Consider the following 16,416-nt stretch of genomic DNA (forward strand, 5'->3'; position numbering starts at 1 on the left):
GTGAAATCGGCTGTTGCGTGCCGGGCCTGGTGCGAGCGGGGTCAGCGCGTCCGAGGGGAGCCCTCGCCGGCGGGATCGCCCGGCTCAGCGGTCGTCGCGGGTCGCGTCGACCGCGGCGTCCTCGACGTCGTCGTCGGTCGGAGCGCGCGGGACGTCCTTGCGGCGCTCGTAGATCGCCTCCGCGATGCGCTCGCGGGGCTTCCTCAGCAGGATGTAGGAGAGGGACAGGCTCGCGATCGCGGCGACGAAGCCCGCGGTGACCGCTGCCGTCAGCTCCGAGTCGACGAAGGTGCGCGCCGGCAGGTACACCAGCACGAAGACGCCGGCGAACATCGCCAGGCGCAGGAGCGAGTAGACGACGACCGCGCGGCTCAGTTTCACCGGGACAGTGTACGTCGGCCCCTGCACGCGCTTCCGTGAGCACCGTGGGAGCCTCCTGTCCAGCGTCCGTGCGGACCCTCCCCGACGGGGGTGCCGGACGTAGACTCGTGTCCATGATCCGCCTCGTCATCGGCCTGCTCGTGGCCCTCGCCGTCTTCACGGTCTACACCGTGATCGACGTCGCGATGAGCAACCGTCACGCCGTGCGGGCGATCCCGAAGTGGTCCTGGCTCCTGGTGGTGCTGATCCTCCCGGTCATCGGTGCGGGACTGTGGTTCTGGATCGGCCGTCCCCGCAAGCAGCGCGCCGCCGGCCGCCGCTACACCGCTCCGGACGACGACCCCGACTTCCTCGGCACCCTCCGCACCGAGCGCGACCCCGAGGAGGAACGCCTGCAGGCCGAGCGCATCGCCCAGCTCGAGCGCGACCTCGCCGACATGGACGAGCAGGGCGAGGCCGACGGCCCCGGCCGCCGGGATGCCTGAGCACCGGCCGGTCGCCCCCTCCACCCGATTCGCGGTCGACCTCCTCACCCGCTTCGTCGCGCTCGGCGTCCGCGACGTCGTCGTCGCTCCGGGCTCCCGCTCGCAGGCGCTCGCCCTGGTGGCGGCCGAGCTCGAGACCCGCGGCGACGTCCGGCTGCACGTGCGGATCGATGAGCGCTCCGCTGGGTTCCTGGCGCTGGGCCTCGCCCTCGAATCCGGGATGCCGGCGCTCGTCATCACGACCTCCGGCACGGCGACCGCGAACCTGCACCCGGCCGTGCTCGAGGCGGACGCCTCGGACGTGCCGATGATCGTCCTGACCGCCGACCGGCCCGACGAGCTGCGCGGCATCCGCTCGAACCAGACGGCCGAGCAGCGCGAGCTGTACGGGCGAGCCGTGCGGCTGTTCGAGGACGTCGCTGCTCCGGACGACGCCTCCCGGCCCGAGGACGCGCGGGCGCTCGCCGATCGTGCCGTCACCGCGGCGCGCCGCGGGCCGGTCCACCTGAACCTCTCCTTCCGCGACCCGCTCTCCTCCGCTCTGCCCGACATGGAGGGGATCGAACCGGTCTCGTCGCCCGCTGTCGGATCCGGGATCCCGCGTGCCGTCGTGACCGCCGGTCCCGGTGAGCCGCTCACGGTCGTCATCGCCGGGGACAATGCGGGCGCCGCGGCCGAGGAGATCGCTCGCGCCGGCGACTGGCCGCTGCTGGCCGAGGTCTCCTCCGGCGCCCGCTTCGGACCGCAGCTCGTCGTCGCCTGGCGTCGCCTGCTCGGCGAGCCCGACTTCGGCGGATGCATCCGCCGGGCGATCGTGCTCGGACACCCGACGCTCTCCCGCGAGGTCCCCGAGCTGCTGCGGCGCGAGGACGTCGAGGTGATCGTCGTGGACGCCGTGCGCGAGCAGTTCTACAATCCCGGCCGGCGCGCCCGCCGCGTCGGAGGCGTCGACGTGGTCCGCCCCGAGGGATCGCCGCGTCCCGAGCGCGGCGAGCGCGCCTGGGCCGGATCCTGGGTGTCCGCGAGCCGCGCCCTGACTGTCGACCCCGACGAGCTGGACGAGGTCCCCGACGCCGGGTCGATGTCGATCGAGGACCGCCTCGGCTACGCGCGCAACGCCCTCGCCGCGATCAGGGCACCGCTCACCCGCGACTTCGTCGTCGCCGCGGTCTGGAAGGTCACCTGGCCGCACGACCGGCTGCTGTTCGGAGCGTCGCGGCTGATCCGCGTCGCCGACGGGACCCTGCCGGGCAAGCGGATATCCGTCCTGGCGAACCGCGGCCTCGCCGGCATCGACGGCACGATCTCGACGGCTCTCGGGATCGCGGTGGCTTCGCAGGCGACCGAGCAGGGAGCCGGCGGAGTCACCCGGGCGGTCCTCGGCGATCTCACTCTGCTCCACGAGGCCGGCGGCCTCCTCCTCCCGCCCGGAGAGCGACGCCCGCGCGTGCAGCTCGTCGTCGTGAACGACGGGGGCGGCACGATCTTCGACGGACTCGAGGTCGCGTCGAGCTCGCATCCCGATGCGTTCGACCGCGTGCAGTTCACCCCGCAGAACGCCGATCTGGAGGCTCTCGCGCGCGCCTACGGGTGGGGCCACCGTCGTGCGGCGACGCGCGGCGAGCTGGAGCAGGCGCTGACCTCGCCGGGTGACGGGCCGGGCATCGTGGAGATCCGGCTCGAGCGCTGAGTCCGCGCGGGTCCGGTCGGACGGTCCTCCACAGGTCGTCGTCGGACGCTGTTCTCCCGGGGACGCCTCGTTCGAGCTCCGCAGCTCGTCAGCTGCTGCTTCGCTGGAGGAATGGCTGATGCGGAGACCGTGCGAGGAGAGGTCCTCGCCCTCGGCGACCGGGCGGCGGCGCTCGCGAGGAGTGCCTCCCCGGTGCTCCTGTCCGCGGCGGAGGCGCTGTACGCGGGACACTGCGCGGCGCTGACCTGTCCCGACGCGTTCGCCCGAGGCTCCTCGGCGGACAGCGAGGATGCGACGGACCTCGTCGAACGGTCGATCCGAGCGGAGTTCGCCGTCGCCCTCGGGGTCTCCGAGCGCACCGCCGCCAGGGAGCTGCTGCACGCCTCGCTCCTGATGGAGGAGCTGCCGCGGACCCGCTCCGCGCTCGCCGACGCCAGAATGCGCTGGGAGGCCGGCCAGCTCATCTGCTCCGTCGCGGCGACCCTCCCCGCAGCGGCGCGCGCGGCCTACGACGACCGGGCCGTCGACCTCGCGGAGACGCTGACCCCGGGGCAGCTGCGCCACGCCCTCGCGCGGGTGCGGGAGGAGCTGCACGACGAGCCCCTCACCGAGCGGCACGCTCGCGCCCGCGAGGACCGCCGGGTGTGGATGACAGCCGGGATCGACGGCATGGCGACGGTCTGCGCGCACGTCCCCGCGCCCGAGGCCGTCGGAGCGCTCGCCCGACTCGACCGCATCGCGAGGGACCTGCGGGACGGCGCCGGAGGGGACCGCGATCTGCGGACGCTGGCGCAGCTCCGCGCCGATGCGTGGGCCGACCTGCTCTGCCGCGGGGACGTGGCGGGGACCACTCCGGAGGGCGCCGCGGCGCCCTCGACCGGGCTGCGCGCCGAGGTGAGAGTCACCGTGGCAGCGAGCACCGCCGCGGGTGACGACGAGGCGGCCGCCGAGCTCGACGGCTACGGGCCGATCCCCGCCAGGGCGGTGCGAGCGCTCATCGACGACGACGCCGCCTTCACTCCCGTGCTGACCGACGAGGAGACCGGCGCGGTCGTCTCCGTCGGGCGCCGCCACCGCCTCCCGCCGCCGAGGATGAGGCTGCTGGTCCGCCTCCGCGACCAGACCTGCCGCTTCCCGGGCTGCACCCGGCCGGCGTCCTCGACGGAGACCGACCACAGCGTCGAATGGCGGAACGGGGGAGAGACGACTCCCGACAACCTCGCCTCCCTGTGCGTCGCCCACCACCACGTGCGCCACGGCGACCGCTGGACGTATCTGCTCCATCCGGACGGCACAGCGGACTGGACCACACCGACCGGCCGTCGCGTGACGACCCGGCCGCCGGCGCTGCCCGGGCGTCCGCCGGTGGGCGCAGGACAACGGCCGGGTGCTCCCCGGCTCGACGGGGACCCGGCGGGGTAGGCGCCGGGTAGCCGACGGCTTCAACGACTCCCGACGTGCGTCAGGCCAGCGCGTCGGTGATCGGGCGGAACTTCATGCGGGTCTCGGCGAGCTCGGACTCGGGAACGCTGTCGGCCACGATGCCGGCGCCCGCCCAGGCCGTGACCGCGCCCTCGGCCGTGACCTCGGCGCTGCGGAGTCCGACAGCCCACTCGCCGTCGCCGTTGCCGTCGATCCAGCCGACGGGTCCTGCGTACCGACCGCGGTCGAAGGGCTCCAGGTGCTCGATGAGCGCAAGGGCGTCGGCGGTCGGAGTGCCGGCCACTGCGGCGGTCGGGTGAAGAGCATCGACGAGATCGAGCGCGCTGGAGGAGTCGTCCAGAATTCCTCGCACGTCCGTCGCGAGGTGCCAGAGGTTCGGCAGGCGGAGCGTGAACGGGGCGGCGGTGGCCGTCAGCTCCCGTGTGTGGGGCTCGAGCTCCCGGACCAGACTGGCGAGAGCGAAAGCGTGCTCTGAGCGGTCCTTCGGACTCTCGAGCAGAGCGGCTTCCACGTCCGCGTCGGCGAGGGGGTCCGCTCCGCGTGCAGCCGTGCCGGCCAACACCCTCGCCGAGATCTCGCCCCGATCGACCGCGACCAGCGTCTCCGGACTGGCGCCGAGGAATCCGTCCACGGCGAAGCCCCAGCAGTCCGGGTAACGCTCGGTGAGCGCACCCAGCATCCGGCGCAGGTCCGCCCCCGGAGGGAGCCGCCCCTTCAGATCGCGCGCGATCACGACCTTGGACAGCTCACCCGCCCGGATCGTCTCCACCGCGGCAGCTACCGCTGCGCGGTACCCGTCCGGCGACAGCGCACCCGGGGAGAGCGGCACGTGGTACTCCGCCCCCAGCGGCTCCTCGCCCGGCGTATACGGTCTCTCCGCCTCGCCGATCGTGATCCGCGTCAGCCATGACCGGCCGTCGCGCGTCCCGATCACGGTGCGCGGCACGATCAGCACGCTCGTCGCCTCGGATCGGCTCGAGAAAGCGAAGGTCCCGAACGCGACCAGCCCCGTCCCGGGCAGTTCGACCCGGTCCTCCACCGTCGCCGCGTCGCAGAGCCGCCGCCAGGCCGCCGCGGCATCCCGCAGCCGTTCCGGGCCCGAGAACTCGAGGCGCAGGGCCTCGCCGCGTCCGCTGAGGCCGGCGCCGTCGCGCTGCCAGAGGAGGGGCCGCCTCGGGTCGGAGTGGGAGAGGAGCGACTGCGGAGAGTCCAGTGGAGTCGTCTCCGCACGCAGCAGGGGGGTTCCAGCGCCGATGAGCGTCACCTCAGCAGGGTACGCCCGCGCCAGAAGGTGGGACGTCCCATGCCGCGGGGCTCGGGGCGCAGGGCTCCGTTGCTACCGTGATCCGGTCCGGGGCCGCCGCGCGAGGCGGAGCGGGGCGGTCCCGGCGCTTCCCCATGGGGGAGCGCGCCGACCGGACGCGGAACGGCGGATGCACAGCCGCCGTCCCGCGTCTCGCCGTAGACTTGCGGATCGTGACGAAGGCAGACCTCACCAAACGGCCCGACGAGGTCGCCTCGATGTTCGACACCGTGGCTCCTGCCTACGACCTGGTGAACGGACTCCTCTCGGTGGGGAACGACCGGCTCTGGCGGATCGCGACGACGCGCGCCGTCAACCCTGCTCCCGGTGAGCGCATCCTCGACATCGCGGCCGGCACCGGCACGTCGAGCGCGTCGCTGGCGCGGTCGGGCGCCCAGGTCGTCGCAGCCGACTTCTCCCCGGGGATGATCGCCGTCGGCCGTCGCCGTCAGGCGGGCAACGACCGGATCGAGTTCGTCCAGGCCGACGCGATGGATCTCCCGTTCGAGGACGAGTCGTTCGATGCCGTGACCATCTCGTTCGGTCTGCGCAACGTGGCCGAGCCGAGGACGGCGCTCGCCGAGTTCCTGCGTGTGCTGAAGCCCGGCGGCCGGGTCGTGATCTGCGAGTTCTCGACTCCGCCGATCGCTCCGCTGGCCGCCGCGTACGACTTCTACCTGTCGAGGGTCATGCCCGCCGTTGTGCGCCTCGCGTCGTCGAACAATCCCGCGTACGACTATCTCGGCGATTCCATCCGGGCCTGGCCGGAGCAGAGCGTCGTCGCCGCCTGGCTCCGCGTGGCGGGCTTCGAGCGTGTGGCCTACCGCGATCTGACCGCGGGCATCGTGGCGCTGCACCGCGGCGTCAAGCCGATCGCGGCGACCCGATGACGACCGGGGTCCGCACAGGCCGAGACGTTAGGGTTTCCCTGTGAACGCCACTGCGCCCGTCGCCCGTCGCAGCCCGTCTCTGACGGCGCAGCTCGGCCTCTCCGAGCGCATCTTCTCCTCCTCGTCGGACCGGGCTCTCGCCCGCACGATCGACGCGGGTCTGGAGCAGGTCGAGGAGGGTCTCGTCCGGCAGCTGTCCTTCGCGGACGCCGTGGCCGACGTCTCCACCCGGTACCTCCTCGAGGCGGGCGGCAAGCGCGTGCGCCCGATGCTCACCCTCCTGGCCGCGTCGCTGGGCCGTGGAAACACGCCGCAGGTCCTGCTGGGCGCGCAGGCGATCGAGATCACCCATCTCGCATCGCTCTACCACGACGACGTCATGGACGAGGCGGAGAAGCGCCGCGGCGTCCCGTCGGCGCAGACCGTGTGGGGCAACAACGTGGCCATCCTGACGGGCGATCTGCTCTTCGCCCGCGCGAACCAGCTGATGGTCGAGCTCGGCGACAAGGCGATCCGGCTCCAGGCCGACACGTTCGAGCGGCTCGTCCTCGGGCAGCTGCACGAGACGGTCGGCCCGACCGACGGCGAGGACCCGGTCGAGCACTACCTGTCCGTCCTGGCCGACAAGACCGGGTCCCTGATCGCCGCGGCGGGCCGCACGGGAGTCGCGTTCTCGGAGGCTCCGGAGGAGTACGAGGAGGCCATGCGCGTCTTCGGCGAGAAGATCGGCGTCGCCTTCCAGATCGTCGACGACGTCATCGACCTCTCTCCCCAGCCGGAGGAGACCGGCAAGAACCCCGGCACGGACATCCGCGCCGGCGTGTCGACGCTGCCGATCCTGCGCCTGCGCGAGCGCGCCTCCTCCGATAGGGAGGCCGCGGCTCTCCTCGCCCGCATCGAGAGCTATGTGAGCCGCTCGAACGACGCCATCGCGCACACGGAGGAGCAGAGCGCCGACATCTCGGACGCCATCGCTCAGCTGCGCGATCACGACGTCACCGCGCAGACCCTCGCCGAGGCCCACCGGTGGGCCGACGAGGCCGTCGCCGCCCTCGCTCCGCTGCCCGACGGCTCCGTCCGCAAGGCGCTGACGCGCTTCGCCGACACCGTCGTCGAGCGCAACGGCTGACCCCGATCGTCGCGGCGCGCCCTGCGCCGCAGGAATGAGACCGGTTGTGCGCTGCGGCGCCCCGGCAGGAGGAACGCAATGACCAAGCTCAGGCTGGCCATCGTCGGTGCGGGTCCCGCGGGCATCTACGCCGCCGACCTCATGATCAAGGCCGAGAAGAAGTACGACGTCTCGATCGATCTGTTCGAGCACCTGCCCGCGCCCTACGGCCTGGTCCGCTACGGCGTGGCGCCCGATCACCCGCGCATCAAGGGGATCATCACCGCGCTGCGGGAGGTGCTCGACCGGGGCGACATCCGCATCTTCGGCAACGTGCACTTCGGGACCGACATCACGCTCGAGGATCTCAAGCGGCACTACCACGCCGTGATCTTCGCGACCGGCGCCGTCCGGGACGCTCCGCTCGACGTCCCGGGTGTCGAGCTCGAGGGCTCCTACGGTGCGGCCGACTTCGTCAGCTGGTTCGACGGCCACCCCGACGTGTCGCGCACCTGGCCGCTGGAGGCGTCCTCCGTCGCCGTCATCGGCAACGGCAACGTGGCGCTCGACGTCTCGCGGATGCTGGCGAAGCACGCCGAGGACCTCCTGCCCACCGAGGTCCCGCCGAACGTCTACGAGGGGCTGAAGGCTTCTCCCGTCACCGACGTGCACGTCTTCGGGCGCCGCGGTCCCGCTCAGGTGAAGTTCACGCCGCTGGAGCTGCGCGAGCTGGGCGAGCTGCGCGACGTCGACATGATCGTCGCCGACGAGGACTTCGACCTCGATCCCGCTTCGGAGGCCGCCATCGCGACCAACAAGCAGGTCATGGTCATCAACCGGGTGCTCAACCAGTGGCGCACCCGCGAGGTCGGGAGCGCCTCGCGTCGTCTCCACCTGCACTTCTGGGCGAAGCCGCTCGAGTTCGTGGACGACGGATCGGGTCGGGTCGGCGCGATCCGGTACGAGCGCACCGAGCCGGACGGCGAGGGCGGAGTGCGCGGCACGGGTGAGATCCGCGAGGTCCCCGTGCAGGCCGTGTACCGCGCGGTCGGCTACTTCGGCTCGCCGCTCGACGGCCTCCCGTTCGACGAGATGCGCGGCGTGATCCCGAACCGCGAGGGCCAGGTCCTGGACGACGAGGACCAGCAGGTCCACGGCGTCTACGCGACCGGCTGGATCAAGCGCGGACCGGTGGGCCTCATCGGGCACACCAAGTCCGACGCCATGGAGACTGTCGCGCACGTGCTCAACGACCAGGCGTCCTGGTGGACGCCCGAGCACCCCGAGGAGGCGGCCGTGGTCGCCCTGCTCGAGGAGCGGGAGATCGCCTACACGGATCTCGACGGCTGGCACCGGCTGGACGAGCACGAGATGGCGCTCGGCGAGCCCGAGGGCCGTGCGCGGGTGAAGGTCGTTCCCCGCGAGGACATGATCGCGATCTCGCGGGCGGAGCCGGCAGCGCTCTGACGCGTGGTCTCCGAACGGCCCTCCGGTGCAGTCCGGAGGGCCGTTCGTCGTTCCGGCGTGGACGCCTTGCGCCTCCTCTAGGATTCGGGCACCGCTCTGGACGGAGACAGCATGACCACGGCCGCGCCCCACGACGTCATCCGGGTGCGCGGTGCGCGCCAGAACAACCTCCGGGGGATCGACGTCGACATCCCGAAGCGGAGGATCACCGTGTTCACCGGGGTCTCGGGCTCCGGCAAGTCGTCGCTGGTCTTCGGCACCATCGCGGCCGAGTCCCAGCGCCTCATCAACGAGACCTACTCCGCCTTCGTGCAGCAGTTCATGGGGTCGCCGGCTCGCCCGGACGTGGAGTCGCTCGACGGACTGTCGGCCACGATCGTCGTCGATCAGGAGCGGATGGGGTCGAACGGCCGGTCCACGGTCGGCACGGCGACCGACGCGTACACGATGCTGCGGATCCTCTTCAGCCGGATCGGCGACCCGCACGCGGGCACGAGCGGTGCGTTCTCCTTCAACCTGCCGGAGGGGATGTGCCCCCGGTGCGAGGGGACGGGCCGGGTGTCGAGCATCGACCTCGACGCGCTGATCGACCGCTCGAAGTCGCTCGAGGGCGGTGCTCTCGACGCGATCCCCAACTTCGTCGTCGGCGGCTGGTACTGGAAGGGCCTCGCCGAGTCCGGCCTCTATCCGGCCGATGTGCCGATCGCCGACTTCACGCCCGAGCAGATGGACGCGTTCCTCTACCGTCCGGCCACGAAGATGGCCATCGCCGGGATGACGATGACCTATGAGGGCCTCCTGGTGAAGGTCACCCGCCTCTACCTGGCGAAGGAGGCGGCGCAGCCGCACATCCGCGCCTTCGCCGAGCGGGTGGCCACCTTCGCCGCCTGCCCCGAGTGCGGAGGCGGCCGGCTCACCCGCGCCGCACTGGAGTCGCGCATCGGGGGCCGGAACATCGCCGAGTGCGCCGCGCTGCAGGCGACCGACCTCGCCGCGTGGCTCCGCGGACTGCAGGCGCCGTCCGTCGCTCCGATCGTCGAGACCCTCCTCGGGACGCTCGACGCCCTCGTCCAGGTCGGCCTCGGCTACCTGTCGCTCGATCGGGAGTCGGGCACCCTCTCGGGCGGTGAGGCGCAGCGGGTCAAGATGGTGCGGCATCTGGGGTCGAGCCTCACGGACGTCACGTACGTCTTCGACGAGCCGACGGCGGGTCTGCATCCGCACGACGTCTCGCGGATGATCGAGCTGCTGCGCCGCCTGCGGGACAAGGGCAACACCGTCCTGGTGGTCGAGCATAAGCCGGAGATCATCGAGATCGCCGATCACGTGGTCGACCTCGGTCCGAGGGCCGGCGCGCACGGCGGCGAGCTGCGGTTCGAGGGGACGGTGGCGCAGCTGCGCACGTCGGACACCCTGACGGGCCGTCATCTCGGTCACCGCGTCCCGCTGAAGGAGGCCGTGCGCCGTCCGACCGGGGCGGTGGAGATCCGCGGGGCCTCCACGCACAACCTCCGCGGCGTCGACGTGGACGTCCCGCTGGGCGTGCTGACCGTCGTCACCGGAGTCGCCGGCTCGGGCAAGTCGTCGCTCCTGCACGGCTCGCTCGCGGGTCGGCCGGGCGTGGTGGTGGCCGACCAGTCGCCGATCCGCGGGTCGCGGCGCAGCAATCCGGCGACCTACACCGGTGTCCTCGACGCGATCCGGGCGGCCTTCGCGAAGGCGAACGGTGTGAGACCGGCGCTCTTCAGCGCGAACTCGGCAGGCGCCTGCCCCGTCTGCAAGGGGGCCGGGATGATCTTCACCGAGCTGGGCCCCGCCGCGACGGTCTCGTCGGTCTGCGAGGAGTGCGACGGCAAGCGGTTCACCGCTGAGGTGCTCGAGTACCGCCTCCGCGGGAGGAACATCCACGAGGTGCTCTCGATGCCGATCGTCGACGCCGCGGAGTTCTTCGCGAGCGGACCGGCGCACACGGTGCTCGCCCGTCTCGTCGACGTCGGTCTCGGCTACCTCACGCTCGGACAGCCGTTGAACACGCTGTCCGGGGGCGAGCGTCAGCGCCTCAAGCTCGCGATCAACATGGCCTCGTCCGGATCCGTCTACCTGCTCGACGAGCCGACCACGGGCCTGCACCTCGCGGACGTCGACACGCTGCTCGGACTGCTCGACCGGCTGGTCGACTCCGGGAACTCGGTCGTGGTGATCGAGCACCACCGCGCCCTGATGGCGCACGCGGACTGGATCATCGACGTGGGGCCCGGAGCCGGGCACGACGGAGGGACGATCGTCTTCGAGGGGACTCCGGTCGGGCTCGCGGCGGCGGACACGCTGACCGGACGCGCCCTCGCCGAGTACGCGCGCTGACGCGTCCGCAGCCGCGACGTCCGCGGGTCAGCGCGAGAACGGGCCGGACAGGGCCGCCCACTGCAGGAGCATGATCGTCTTCGCGTCGACGATCTGCACGCCGATCTGGGTCAGCGCCTCGTCGAACGAGAGCTCGAGGACCTCGATGTCCTCGCCCTCGTCGGCGAGTCCCGCGAACGCTCCGCTGCGGGTCCCCGCGCGGTAGCGCCCCGCGTAGAAGTGCAGCTTCTCGGTGACCGAGCCGGGGCTCATGAACGCGTCGAACACGTGCTCGAGCCGGTCGACCTCGAGTCCGGTCTCCTCGGACGCCTCGCGGCGGGCGCCCTCCTCGGGCCCGTCCTCGTCCAGGAGACCGGCGGGCACTTCGAGGAGCATCCCGTCGAGGTCGCCGTTCACGTACGCGGGGTAGCGGAACTGCCGGATCAGGACGACGGTGCGCGCGTCGGCGTCGTAGAGCAGGACCGCCGCGCCGTTCCCCCGGTCGTACGTCTCGCGCTGCTCGCTCGTCCAGCTGCCGTCGCGGTGCCGGTAGTCGAAGCGGGTGGTGCGGAGGACGTACCAGTCGCTCGAGAGGAGGGTGACCTCCTTCACGACCACGTCGGGGTTCCCGACGAGGTCGAGCCCGTCCCTGTCGAGTCCGGTGCGGCCCCGCCGGTCGGGCTCGTCTATTCCGGCGGTCACGCGCGTGCTCCCGTGTGCGTCATTCCTCAGCGGAAGTTGACGAACTGGAGGTCGAGCTCGAGGTCGGCCCCGCGCAGGAGCGCCATGGTCGCCTGGAGGTCGTCGCGGCTCTTCGAGGAGACGCGGAGCTCGTCGCCCTGGATCTGCGACTTGACCGACTTCGGCGCCTCGTCGCGGATGAGCTTGTTGATCTTCTTCGCGTGCTCCTGGTCGATGCCCTCCTTGAGGGTGGCCTCGATCCGGTACTCCTTGCCGGACGCGAAGGGCTCGCCCGCGTCGAGGCTCTTGAGGCTGATGCCGCGCTTGATCAGCTTCGACTGGAAGACGTCGAGGATGGCGTTCGCCCGCTCCTCGGTGTTGGCCTTGATCAGGATCTTCTCGCCGCTCCAGGCGATCGAGGCGCCGACGTTCTTGAAGTCGTAGCGCTGCTCGACCTCCTTGTGGGCCTGGTTCAGGGCGTTGTCCGCCTCCATCTTGTCGATCTTGCTGACGACGTCGAACGTTGAATCTGCCATGGCTCCGAGTTTAGCTTTCAGGCGTGGCGGAGCCCGGCCCCAGGCGCGGCTGGTACCTCTGAGGGGTGCGCCGCCTCCCCGTTCTCGTCCTCGTCCCGCTCGCCGGCCTCCTCCTGGCCGGCTGCGGCCAGCGGCCGCCCGCGCTGACGGTCGAGGAGGGCCTGTCCACCGTCCCTCCCGCGGCGACCGCTCCCGTCGCGGCCGACCCCGTCGTGTTGGAGGATCCCGAGCAGGCCGCGGCGACGCCGGTGCGACTGCTCGCCGACGAGGCGTGGCTGGGCACGGCGTCCGAGGGGAGCGGCATCCCGCTGCGTGCGCTCACCGCCTACGCGGGCACGGCCCTCCTCACGGCGTCGGTCGACCCCGACTGCCGGTTGGACTGGGCGACCCTGGCCGGCATCGGCTACGTCGAGAGCAGGCACGGCACGATCGACGGCGGCGAGCTGGGCGAGGACGGGCGGCCGACGGAGCCGATCTACGGTCCGCGCCTGGACGGAACGCGCTTCGACCGGGTCCCCGACAACGACGGCGGGGCTCTGGACGGCGACGCCGAGGTCGACCGGGCGATGGGTCCGCTGCAGATCATCCCGGCGACGTGGATGGCGTGGGCGTCGAGCGGATGGGATCCGCAGAACGTGGACCAGCAGGCGGTGACCGCCGCCCGGTACCTCTGCGACGCCGGCGGCGACCTCTCGACGGAGTCGGGATGGCGGGCGGCGATCGCGGCCTACAACCCGGCCGGGAGCTACGCGGGGAAGGTCGCGGAGGCGGCGTCCCGCTACGCGGCGGAGGCGGACTGAGGCCGCGTGGCACCGATTTCCGATCCGCCGGTCGCGTGGGTATCCTTGCTGAGCGCCTCCGGTTGTGAACACGCGGTCGGGTGCGCCACGGCGAGTTACCCTAGCGGCCAAAGGGATCTGACTGTAAATCAGACGGCGTAGCCTTCGGGGGTTCGAATCCCTCACTCGCCACCGAGCAGGAACACCAGCAGACGCCCCGGCATCACGAGATGCGCGGGGCGTTCCGCATGTCGGGGGATCGCCCTTCCGGGGGAGTGCCTTTCCGGGGGAGCACCGCTCCGGCGGATCGCCGCTCCGGCGAATCGCCGGGCCCGGCCTCTTCGTCCCGTCGCACCTCGCGCGCCGTCGTCCCGGCCCGCGCCGTCGGTCCGGCCCGCGCCGTCGCCTCAGCCCCGCGCCTCCTGCTCCAGGAACCCCGCGAGGGAGAGCGGCGGCCGTCCGGTCAGCCGCTCGACGTCGCCCGAGACGTGCTCCAGCTGTCCGGCGGCGATCGCGGAGTAGGTGCTGACCCAGGCGTCCAGCTGCCAGTCCGGTGCGTTCCACCGGCGGCGAGATGCGTACGCCTCCTCGAGGGTCTCATCGACGTAGACGGCGGGGCGGCCCGCCGCCGTCAGTGTCGCGGCGACCTCGTCGAGGGTGAGGGCCTCGGGCCCGGTCAGCTCGTAGGCGGCTCCGCGGTGCTCGGAGGGGGAGCGGAGGACAGCCGCGGCCGAGCGGGCCACGTCCTCGCGCGCGACGACGGCGGCCCGGCCCGATCCCGCGGGTCCGCGGATCGCGCCGTCCTCGCCGAGCATCGCGGGCAGGAAGTCGAGGTAGAGGTTGTCGCGGAGGAACGTCCAGCCCATGCCGGAGCTCCGGATCGCGTCCTCGGTGGCCGCGTGGTCTCGGGCGAGGGTGAAGACCGCGTCGGGTGCGGCTCCGGCGAAGGAGGTGTAGACGACGTGCTCGACACCCGCGGCGGCGGCTGCGTCGACGAATGCGAGGTGCTCGGCGCGGCGCTCCTCGTTCTCGGAGGCGGAGACCATCAGGAGGAGGCGCACGCCCTCGAGCGAGTCGCCCGCGTCGGCGAAGGAGGAGCGCACCACCTCGGCCCCGGGGAGCTCGGGCGCGCGGGACGGGTCGCGGACCAGCAGGCGGAGGGCGTGACCGGCGTCGGCGAGCTCGCGCGCGACGCGGCCGCCGACGGCTCCGGTGGCTCCGGTGAGGGCGATAGGGGTGCTCATCCCCTCATGATGGGCCCGATCCCTAGGCTGGGGCCATGAGCGACAACGCACCCCTCCTCGCCATCGCCCGCTCGATCGCCGTCGAGGCGGCGCACCTCGCCCGCCAGCGGCGGGAGGACGGTGTCGAGATCGCCGCGTCGAAGTCGTCTCCGGAGGACGTGGTGACGGCCGCGGACTGGGAGGTCGAGGAGCTGATCCGCCGGCGCCTGGCCGAGGCGCGTCCGGACGACGGCTTCCTCGGCGAGGAGTCGGGGTCGGGGGGCGGCACGAGCGGGCTGACCTGGGTCGTCGATCCGATCGACGGGACCGTCAACTACCTCTACGGCATCCCCTCCTACGCGGTCAGCATCGCTGTGGTGGAGGGGGAGCCGGATCCCGCGACCTGGACCGCGCTCGCCGGCGCGGTCGTGAACGGAGCGACGGGCGAGGTGACCACGGCCAGCCGAGGCGGGGGAGCCGAGCGGGACGGAGTCGTGCTGCAGGTCTCGGCTCCCTCCTCCCTCTCGCTCGCGCTGGTGGGCACCGGCTTCGGCTACGACGCGGGCCGCCGGATGCGTCAGGGCGCCGTAGTGCAGGAGCTCCTGGGCTCGGTCCGCGACATCCGCCGCATCGGCTCGGCGGCGCTCGACCTGTGCTCGGTGGCCACCGGGCGGCTGAACGCGTACTACGAGCGGGGCCTGAACCCGTGGGACCTCGCTGCGGGCGCCCTCATCGCCGAGGAGGCGGGTGCGCGGGTCGCGGGACTCGACGGCGCACCCTTCGGCTCCGGGCTGCTCATCGCGGCACCGGATCCTCTCTTCGCCGAGCTGGAGGATCTGCTGCGCCGCCTGCGTGCGGACGAGGTGTAACCGCTCTCCCAGGCCGAGCCGGCAAGGATTCCGTGCGTCGAGAGGCGGATCGGCGCAGGATCCCGCCGGGGCTCGCCGCGAGTCGTGCCCCGATCGCGCCTGTGCGCGGCGGCCTCTGGCCGGATCCCGCCGGCCGCGGTTATCCTTTATGAATTCGTGATGTTCGCACAGGCTGCGCTCACGTAACCGAGCGGTGCCTCTCCCTGGAGGCCCGCTCGTCCCCTGCCCCCGACGGAAGACATCGACTTCGTGAGCCCCGATTCGCCCGCCCCCGCTGCCCCTGCATCGACCCCCGGCGAATCGACTCCACCCCTCTCCCGTCGCGAGCTCCGCGAGCGTGAGCGCGCTCTGGCCCTCGCCTCCGACGTCTCGCTCGCGAGCGGCTCCGACGACCTCCTCGCGGCTCCCACGGCGGAGCAGCTGCGCGAGGCGGAGCGCCGCGTCGCCTCGGTCCGCAGCGCCCCGGCCCCCGTCCCCGCACCGCGCGCGACGCCGCTCCGGCCCGTGCGCCGGGCCCGGGTCGGCCCACTCGTCGCCCTCTCCTTCGTCGCGGCCATCGTGGCGGCGACCTCTCTGCCGGCCACATCGCTCCTGACCGCGGAGGACGTGCAGGCGCAGAGCCTCTCGACCCCCTTCGGCGCCGACGCCCGCCGCGGCGCGCAGTCGTTCGTCGCCGGCGAGGTCAGCGCCGAGACGGTCGCCCGCGACGGCTTCGGCGTGCAGGAGCGCAAGACGCAGACCAACGTCGCCGACATCGTCCGCACCTCCGACACAGGCTTCACGAACGACCCGAACGCGTCGATCCAGTGGCCCTTCGCCGTCGGCGTGCCGGTGGGCGACCGCTTCGGCTACCGCAACTGCGCGGGCTGCTCGGTGAACCACGGCGGCACCGACTTCAACCCGGGCGACGGCTCGCCCATCCAGGCGATCGCCGACGGCGTCGTGCGCACGGTCATCGACGGCGAGGGCTCGCTCGGCGTGCACGTGATCGTCGACCACGAGATCGACGGGCAGCTCGTCTCGAGCGTGTACGCGCACATGCAGCACGGCTCGGCGGCCGTGAACGAGGGCGACCCGGTGAAGGTCGGCCAGCTGCTCGGCCTGGTGGGCACGACCGGCATGTCGACCGGCCCGCACCTGCACTTCGAGATCCGCCTCGACGGCGTGACGAAGGTCGACTCCTACCTCTGGCTCAAAGCCAACGCCGGGCGCTGACCCGGC

General features: G+C 72.3%; 15 protein-coding genes and 1 tRNA gene. 11 read left to right on the plus strand and 5 right to left on the minus strand.

The annotated features are described in order from the left end of the window. Positions 1-84 precede the first annotated feature (84 nt). Positions 85-381 carry a DUF4229 domain-containing protein gene (locus C5C25_RS03890; protein ID WP_104239140.1) on the minus strand — a complete coding sequence of 99 codons (297 nt, stop codon included), beginning with the start codon at positions 379-381 and terminating at the stop codon, positions 85-87. Positions 382-494: 113 nt separating this feature from the next. Between C5C25_RS03890 and C5C25_RS03895 the strand changes: the two genes are divergently transcribed. The 3 genes from C5C25_RS03895 (at position 495) to C5C25_RS03905 (ending at position 3,978) form a co-directional block, all read left to right on the plus strand. Beyond that, positions 495-866 (plus strand): PLD nuclease N-terminal domain-containing protein, encoded by a 372-nt coding sequence (locus C5C25_RS03895; protein WP_104225908.1) that lies wholly within the window; start codon positions 495-497, stop codon positions 864-866. Next, complete coding sequence (menD, locus tag C5C25_RS03900; RefSeq protein ID WP_104249779.1) at positions 859-2,556, plus strand: 2-succinyl-5-enolpyruvyl-6-hydroxy-3-cyclohexene-1-carboxylic-acid synthase; 1,698 nt, start codon at positions 859-861, stop codon at positions 2,554-2,556. Before C5C25_RS03895 ends, menD begins: the two co-directional genes overlap by 8 nt. Before the next feature lie 111 nt (positions 2,557-2,667). Then, on the plus strand, positions 2,668-3,978 hold the full coding sequence (locus C5C25_RS03905; RefSeq protein ID WP_104249780.1) for an HNH endonuclease signature motif containing protein: 1,311 nt from the start codon (positions 2,668-2,670) through the stop codon (positions 3,976-3,978). Between the two features lie 40 nt (positions 3,979-4,018). On the opposite strand, the gene C5C25_RS03910 is transcribed toward C5C25_RS03905, so the two are convergent. Beyond that, positions 4,019-5,263: an isochorismate synthase MenF gene (locus C5C25_RS03910; RefSeq protein WP_374955567.1), complete on the minus strand. Its 1,245-nt coding sequence runs from the start codon at positions 5,261-5,263 to the stop codon at positions 4,019-4,021. A 212-nt stretch (positions 5,264-5,475) separates the two neighbouring features. On the opposite strand from C5C25_RS03910, the gene ubiE reads away from it, so the two are divergent. The 4 genes from ubiE (at position 5,476) to C5C25_RS03930 (ending at position 11,128) form a co-directional block, all read left to right on the plus strand. After that, on the plus strand, positions 5,476-6,192 hold the full coding sequence (ubiE, locus tag C5C25_RS03915; protein ID WP_258069331.1) for a bifunctional demethylmenaquinone methyltransferase/2-methoxy-6-polyprenyl-1,4-benzoquinol methylase UbiE: 717 nt from the start codon (positions 5,476-5,478) through the stop codon (positions 6,190-6,192). 40 nt (positions 6,193-6,232) lie between these two features. Then, a complete protein-coding gene (locus tag C5C25_RS03920) occupies positions 6,233-7,321 on the plus strand; it encodes a polyprenyl synthetase family protein (RefSeq protein ID WP_104249782.1) in 1,089 nt (362 codons plus the stop codon). Positions 7,322-7,399: 78 nt separating this feature from the next. Next, positions 7,400-8,767 (plus strand): FAD-dependent oxidoreductase, encoded by a 1,368-nt coding sequence (locus tag C5C25_RS03925; protein WP_104249783.1) that lies wholly within the window; start codon positions 7,400-7,402, stop codon positions 8,765-8,767. A 111-nt stretch (positions 8,768-8,878) separates the two neighbouring features. Next, the gene (locus tag C5C25_RS03930; protein ID WP_104249784.1) at positions 8,879-11,128 is read left to right on the plus strand and encodes an excinuclease ABC subunit UvrA; all 2,250 of its coding nucleotides are present in this window, start codon (positions 8,879-8,881) and stop codon (positions 11,126-11,128) included. A 27-nt stretch (positions 11,129-11,155) separates the two neighbouring features. Here C5C25_RS03930 and C5C25_RS03935 read toward each other — a convergent pair whose 3' ends face one another. Continuing rightward, positions 11,156-11,809 (minus strand): NUDIX domain-containing protein, encoded by a 654-nt coding sequence (locus tag C5C25_RS03935; RefSeq protein WP_104249785.1) that lies wholly within the window; start codon positions 11,807-11,809, stop codon positions 11,156-11,158. 26 nt (positions 11,810-11,835) lie between these two features. After that, on the minus strand, positions 11,836-12,324 hold the full coding sequence (locus C5C25_RS03940) for a YajQ family cyclic di-GMP-binding protein (RefSeq protein ID WP_104223606.1): 489 nt from the start codon (positions 12,322-12,324) through the stop codon (positions 11,836-11,838). Between the two features lie 65 nt (positions 12,325-12,389). Here C5C25_RS03940 and C5C25_RS03945 point away from each other — a divergent pair, with 65 nt between their 5' ends. Both C5C25_RS03945 and C5C25_RS03950 read left to right on the plus strand, forming a co-directional pair. Then, positions 12,390-13,124, plus strand: coding sequence for a hypothetical protein (locus tag C5C25_RS03945; protein WP_104247936.1), 735 nt, complete (start codon positions 12,390-12,392; stop codon positions 13,122-13,124). Positions 13,125-13,213: 89 nt separating this feature from the next. Further along, a tRNA-Tyr gene (locus tag C5C25_RS03950) sits at positions 13,214-13,295 on the plus strand. 215 nt (positions 13,296-13,510) lie between these two features. Here the strand turns inward: C5C25_RS03950 and C5C25_RS03955 are convergent. Beyond that, the gene (locus C5C25_RS03955; RefSeq protein WP_104249786.1) at positions 13,511-14,347 is read right to left on the minus strand and encodes an SDR family oxidoreductase; all 837 of its coding nucleotides are present in this window, start codon (positions 14,345-14,347) and stop codon (positions 13,511-13,513) included. Positions 14,348-14,382: 35 nt separating this feature from the next. Here C5C25_RS03955 and C5C25_RS03960 point away from each other — a divergent pair, with 35 nt between their 5' ends. Both C5C25_RS03960 and C5C25_RS16935 read left to right on the plus strand, forming a co-directional pair. Then, positions 14,383-15,195 carry an inositol monophosphatase family protein gene (locus tag C5C25_RS03960; protein WP_104249787.1) on the plus strand — a complete coding sequence of 271 codons (813 nt, stop codon included), beginning with the start codon at positions 14,383-14,385 and terminating at the stop codon, positions 15,193-15,195. Between the two features lie 249 nt (positions 15,196-15,444). Beyond that, positions 15,445-16,410 carry a M23 family metallopeptidase gene (locus C5C25_RS16935; protein WP_181133625.1) on the plus strand — a complete coding sequence of 322 codons (966 nt, stop codon included), beginning with the start codon at positions 15,445-15,447 and terminating at the stop codon, positions 16,408-16,410. Positions 16,411-16,416 lie beyond the last annotated feature (6 nt).

Origin of the sequence: Rathayibacter sp. AY2B9 (genome assembly GCF_002931595.1) — a bacterium.
GTDB lineage: Bacteria > Actinomycetota > Actinomycetes > Actinomycetales > Microbacteriaceae > Rathayibacter.

Excerpts from the sequence above, each read along its gene's own strand:
- C5C25_RS03895 (WP_104225908.1), top strand. The coding sequence starts at position 495 with ATGATCCGCCTCGTCATCGGCCTGCTCGTGGCCCTCGCCGTCTTCACG.
- menD (WP_104249779.1), top strand. The coding sequence starts at position 859 with ATGCCTGAGCACCGGCCGGTCGCCCCCTCCACCCGATTCGCGGTCGAC.
- C5C25_RS03905 (WP_104249780.1), top strand. The coding sequence starts at position 2,668 with ATGGCTGATGCGGAGACCGTGCGAGGAGAGGTCCTCGCCCTCGGCGAC.
- C5C25_RS03925 (WP_104249783.1), top strand. The coding sequence starts at position 7,400 with ATGACCAAGCTCAGGCTGGCCATCGTCGGTGCGGGTCCCGCGGGCATC.
- C5C25_RS03930 (WP_104249784.1), top strand. The coding sequence starts at position 8,879 with ATGACCACGGCCGCGCCCCACGACGTCATCCGGGTGCGCGGTGCGCGC.
- C5C25_RS03940 (WP_104223606.1), bottom strand. The coding sequence starts at position 12,324 with ATGGCAGATTCAACGTTCGACGTCGTCAGCAAGATCGACAAGATGGAG.
- C5C25_RS03955 (WP_104249786.1), bottom strand. The coding sequence starts at position 14,347 with ATGAGCACCCCTATCGCCCTCACCGGAGCCACCGGAGCCGTCGGCGGC.
- C5C25_RS03960 (WP_104249787.1), top strand. The coding sequence starts at position 14,383 with ATGAGCGACAACGCACCCCTCCTCGCCATCGCCCGCTCGATCGCCGTC.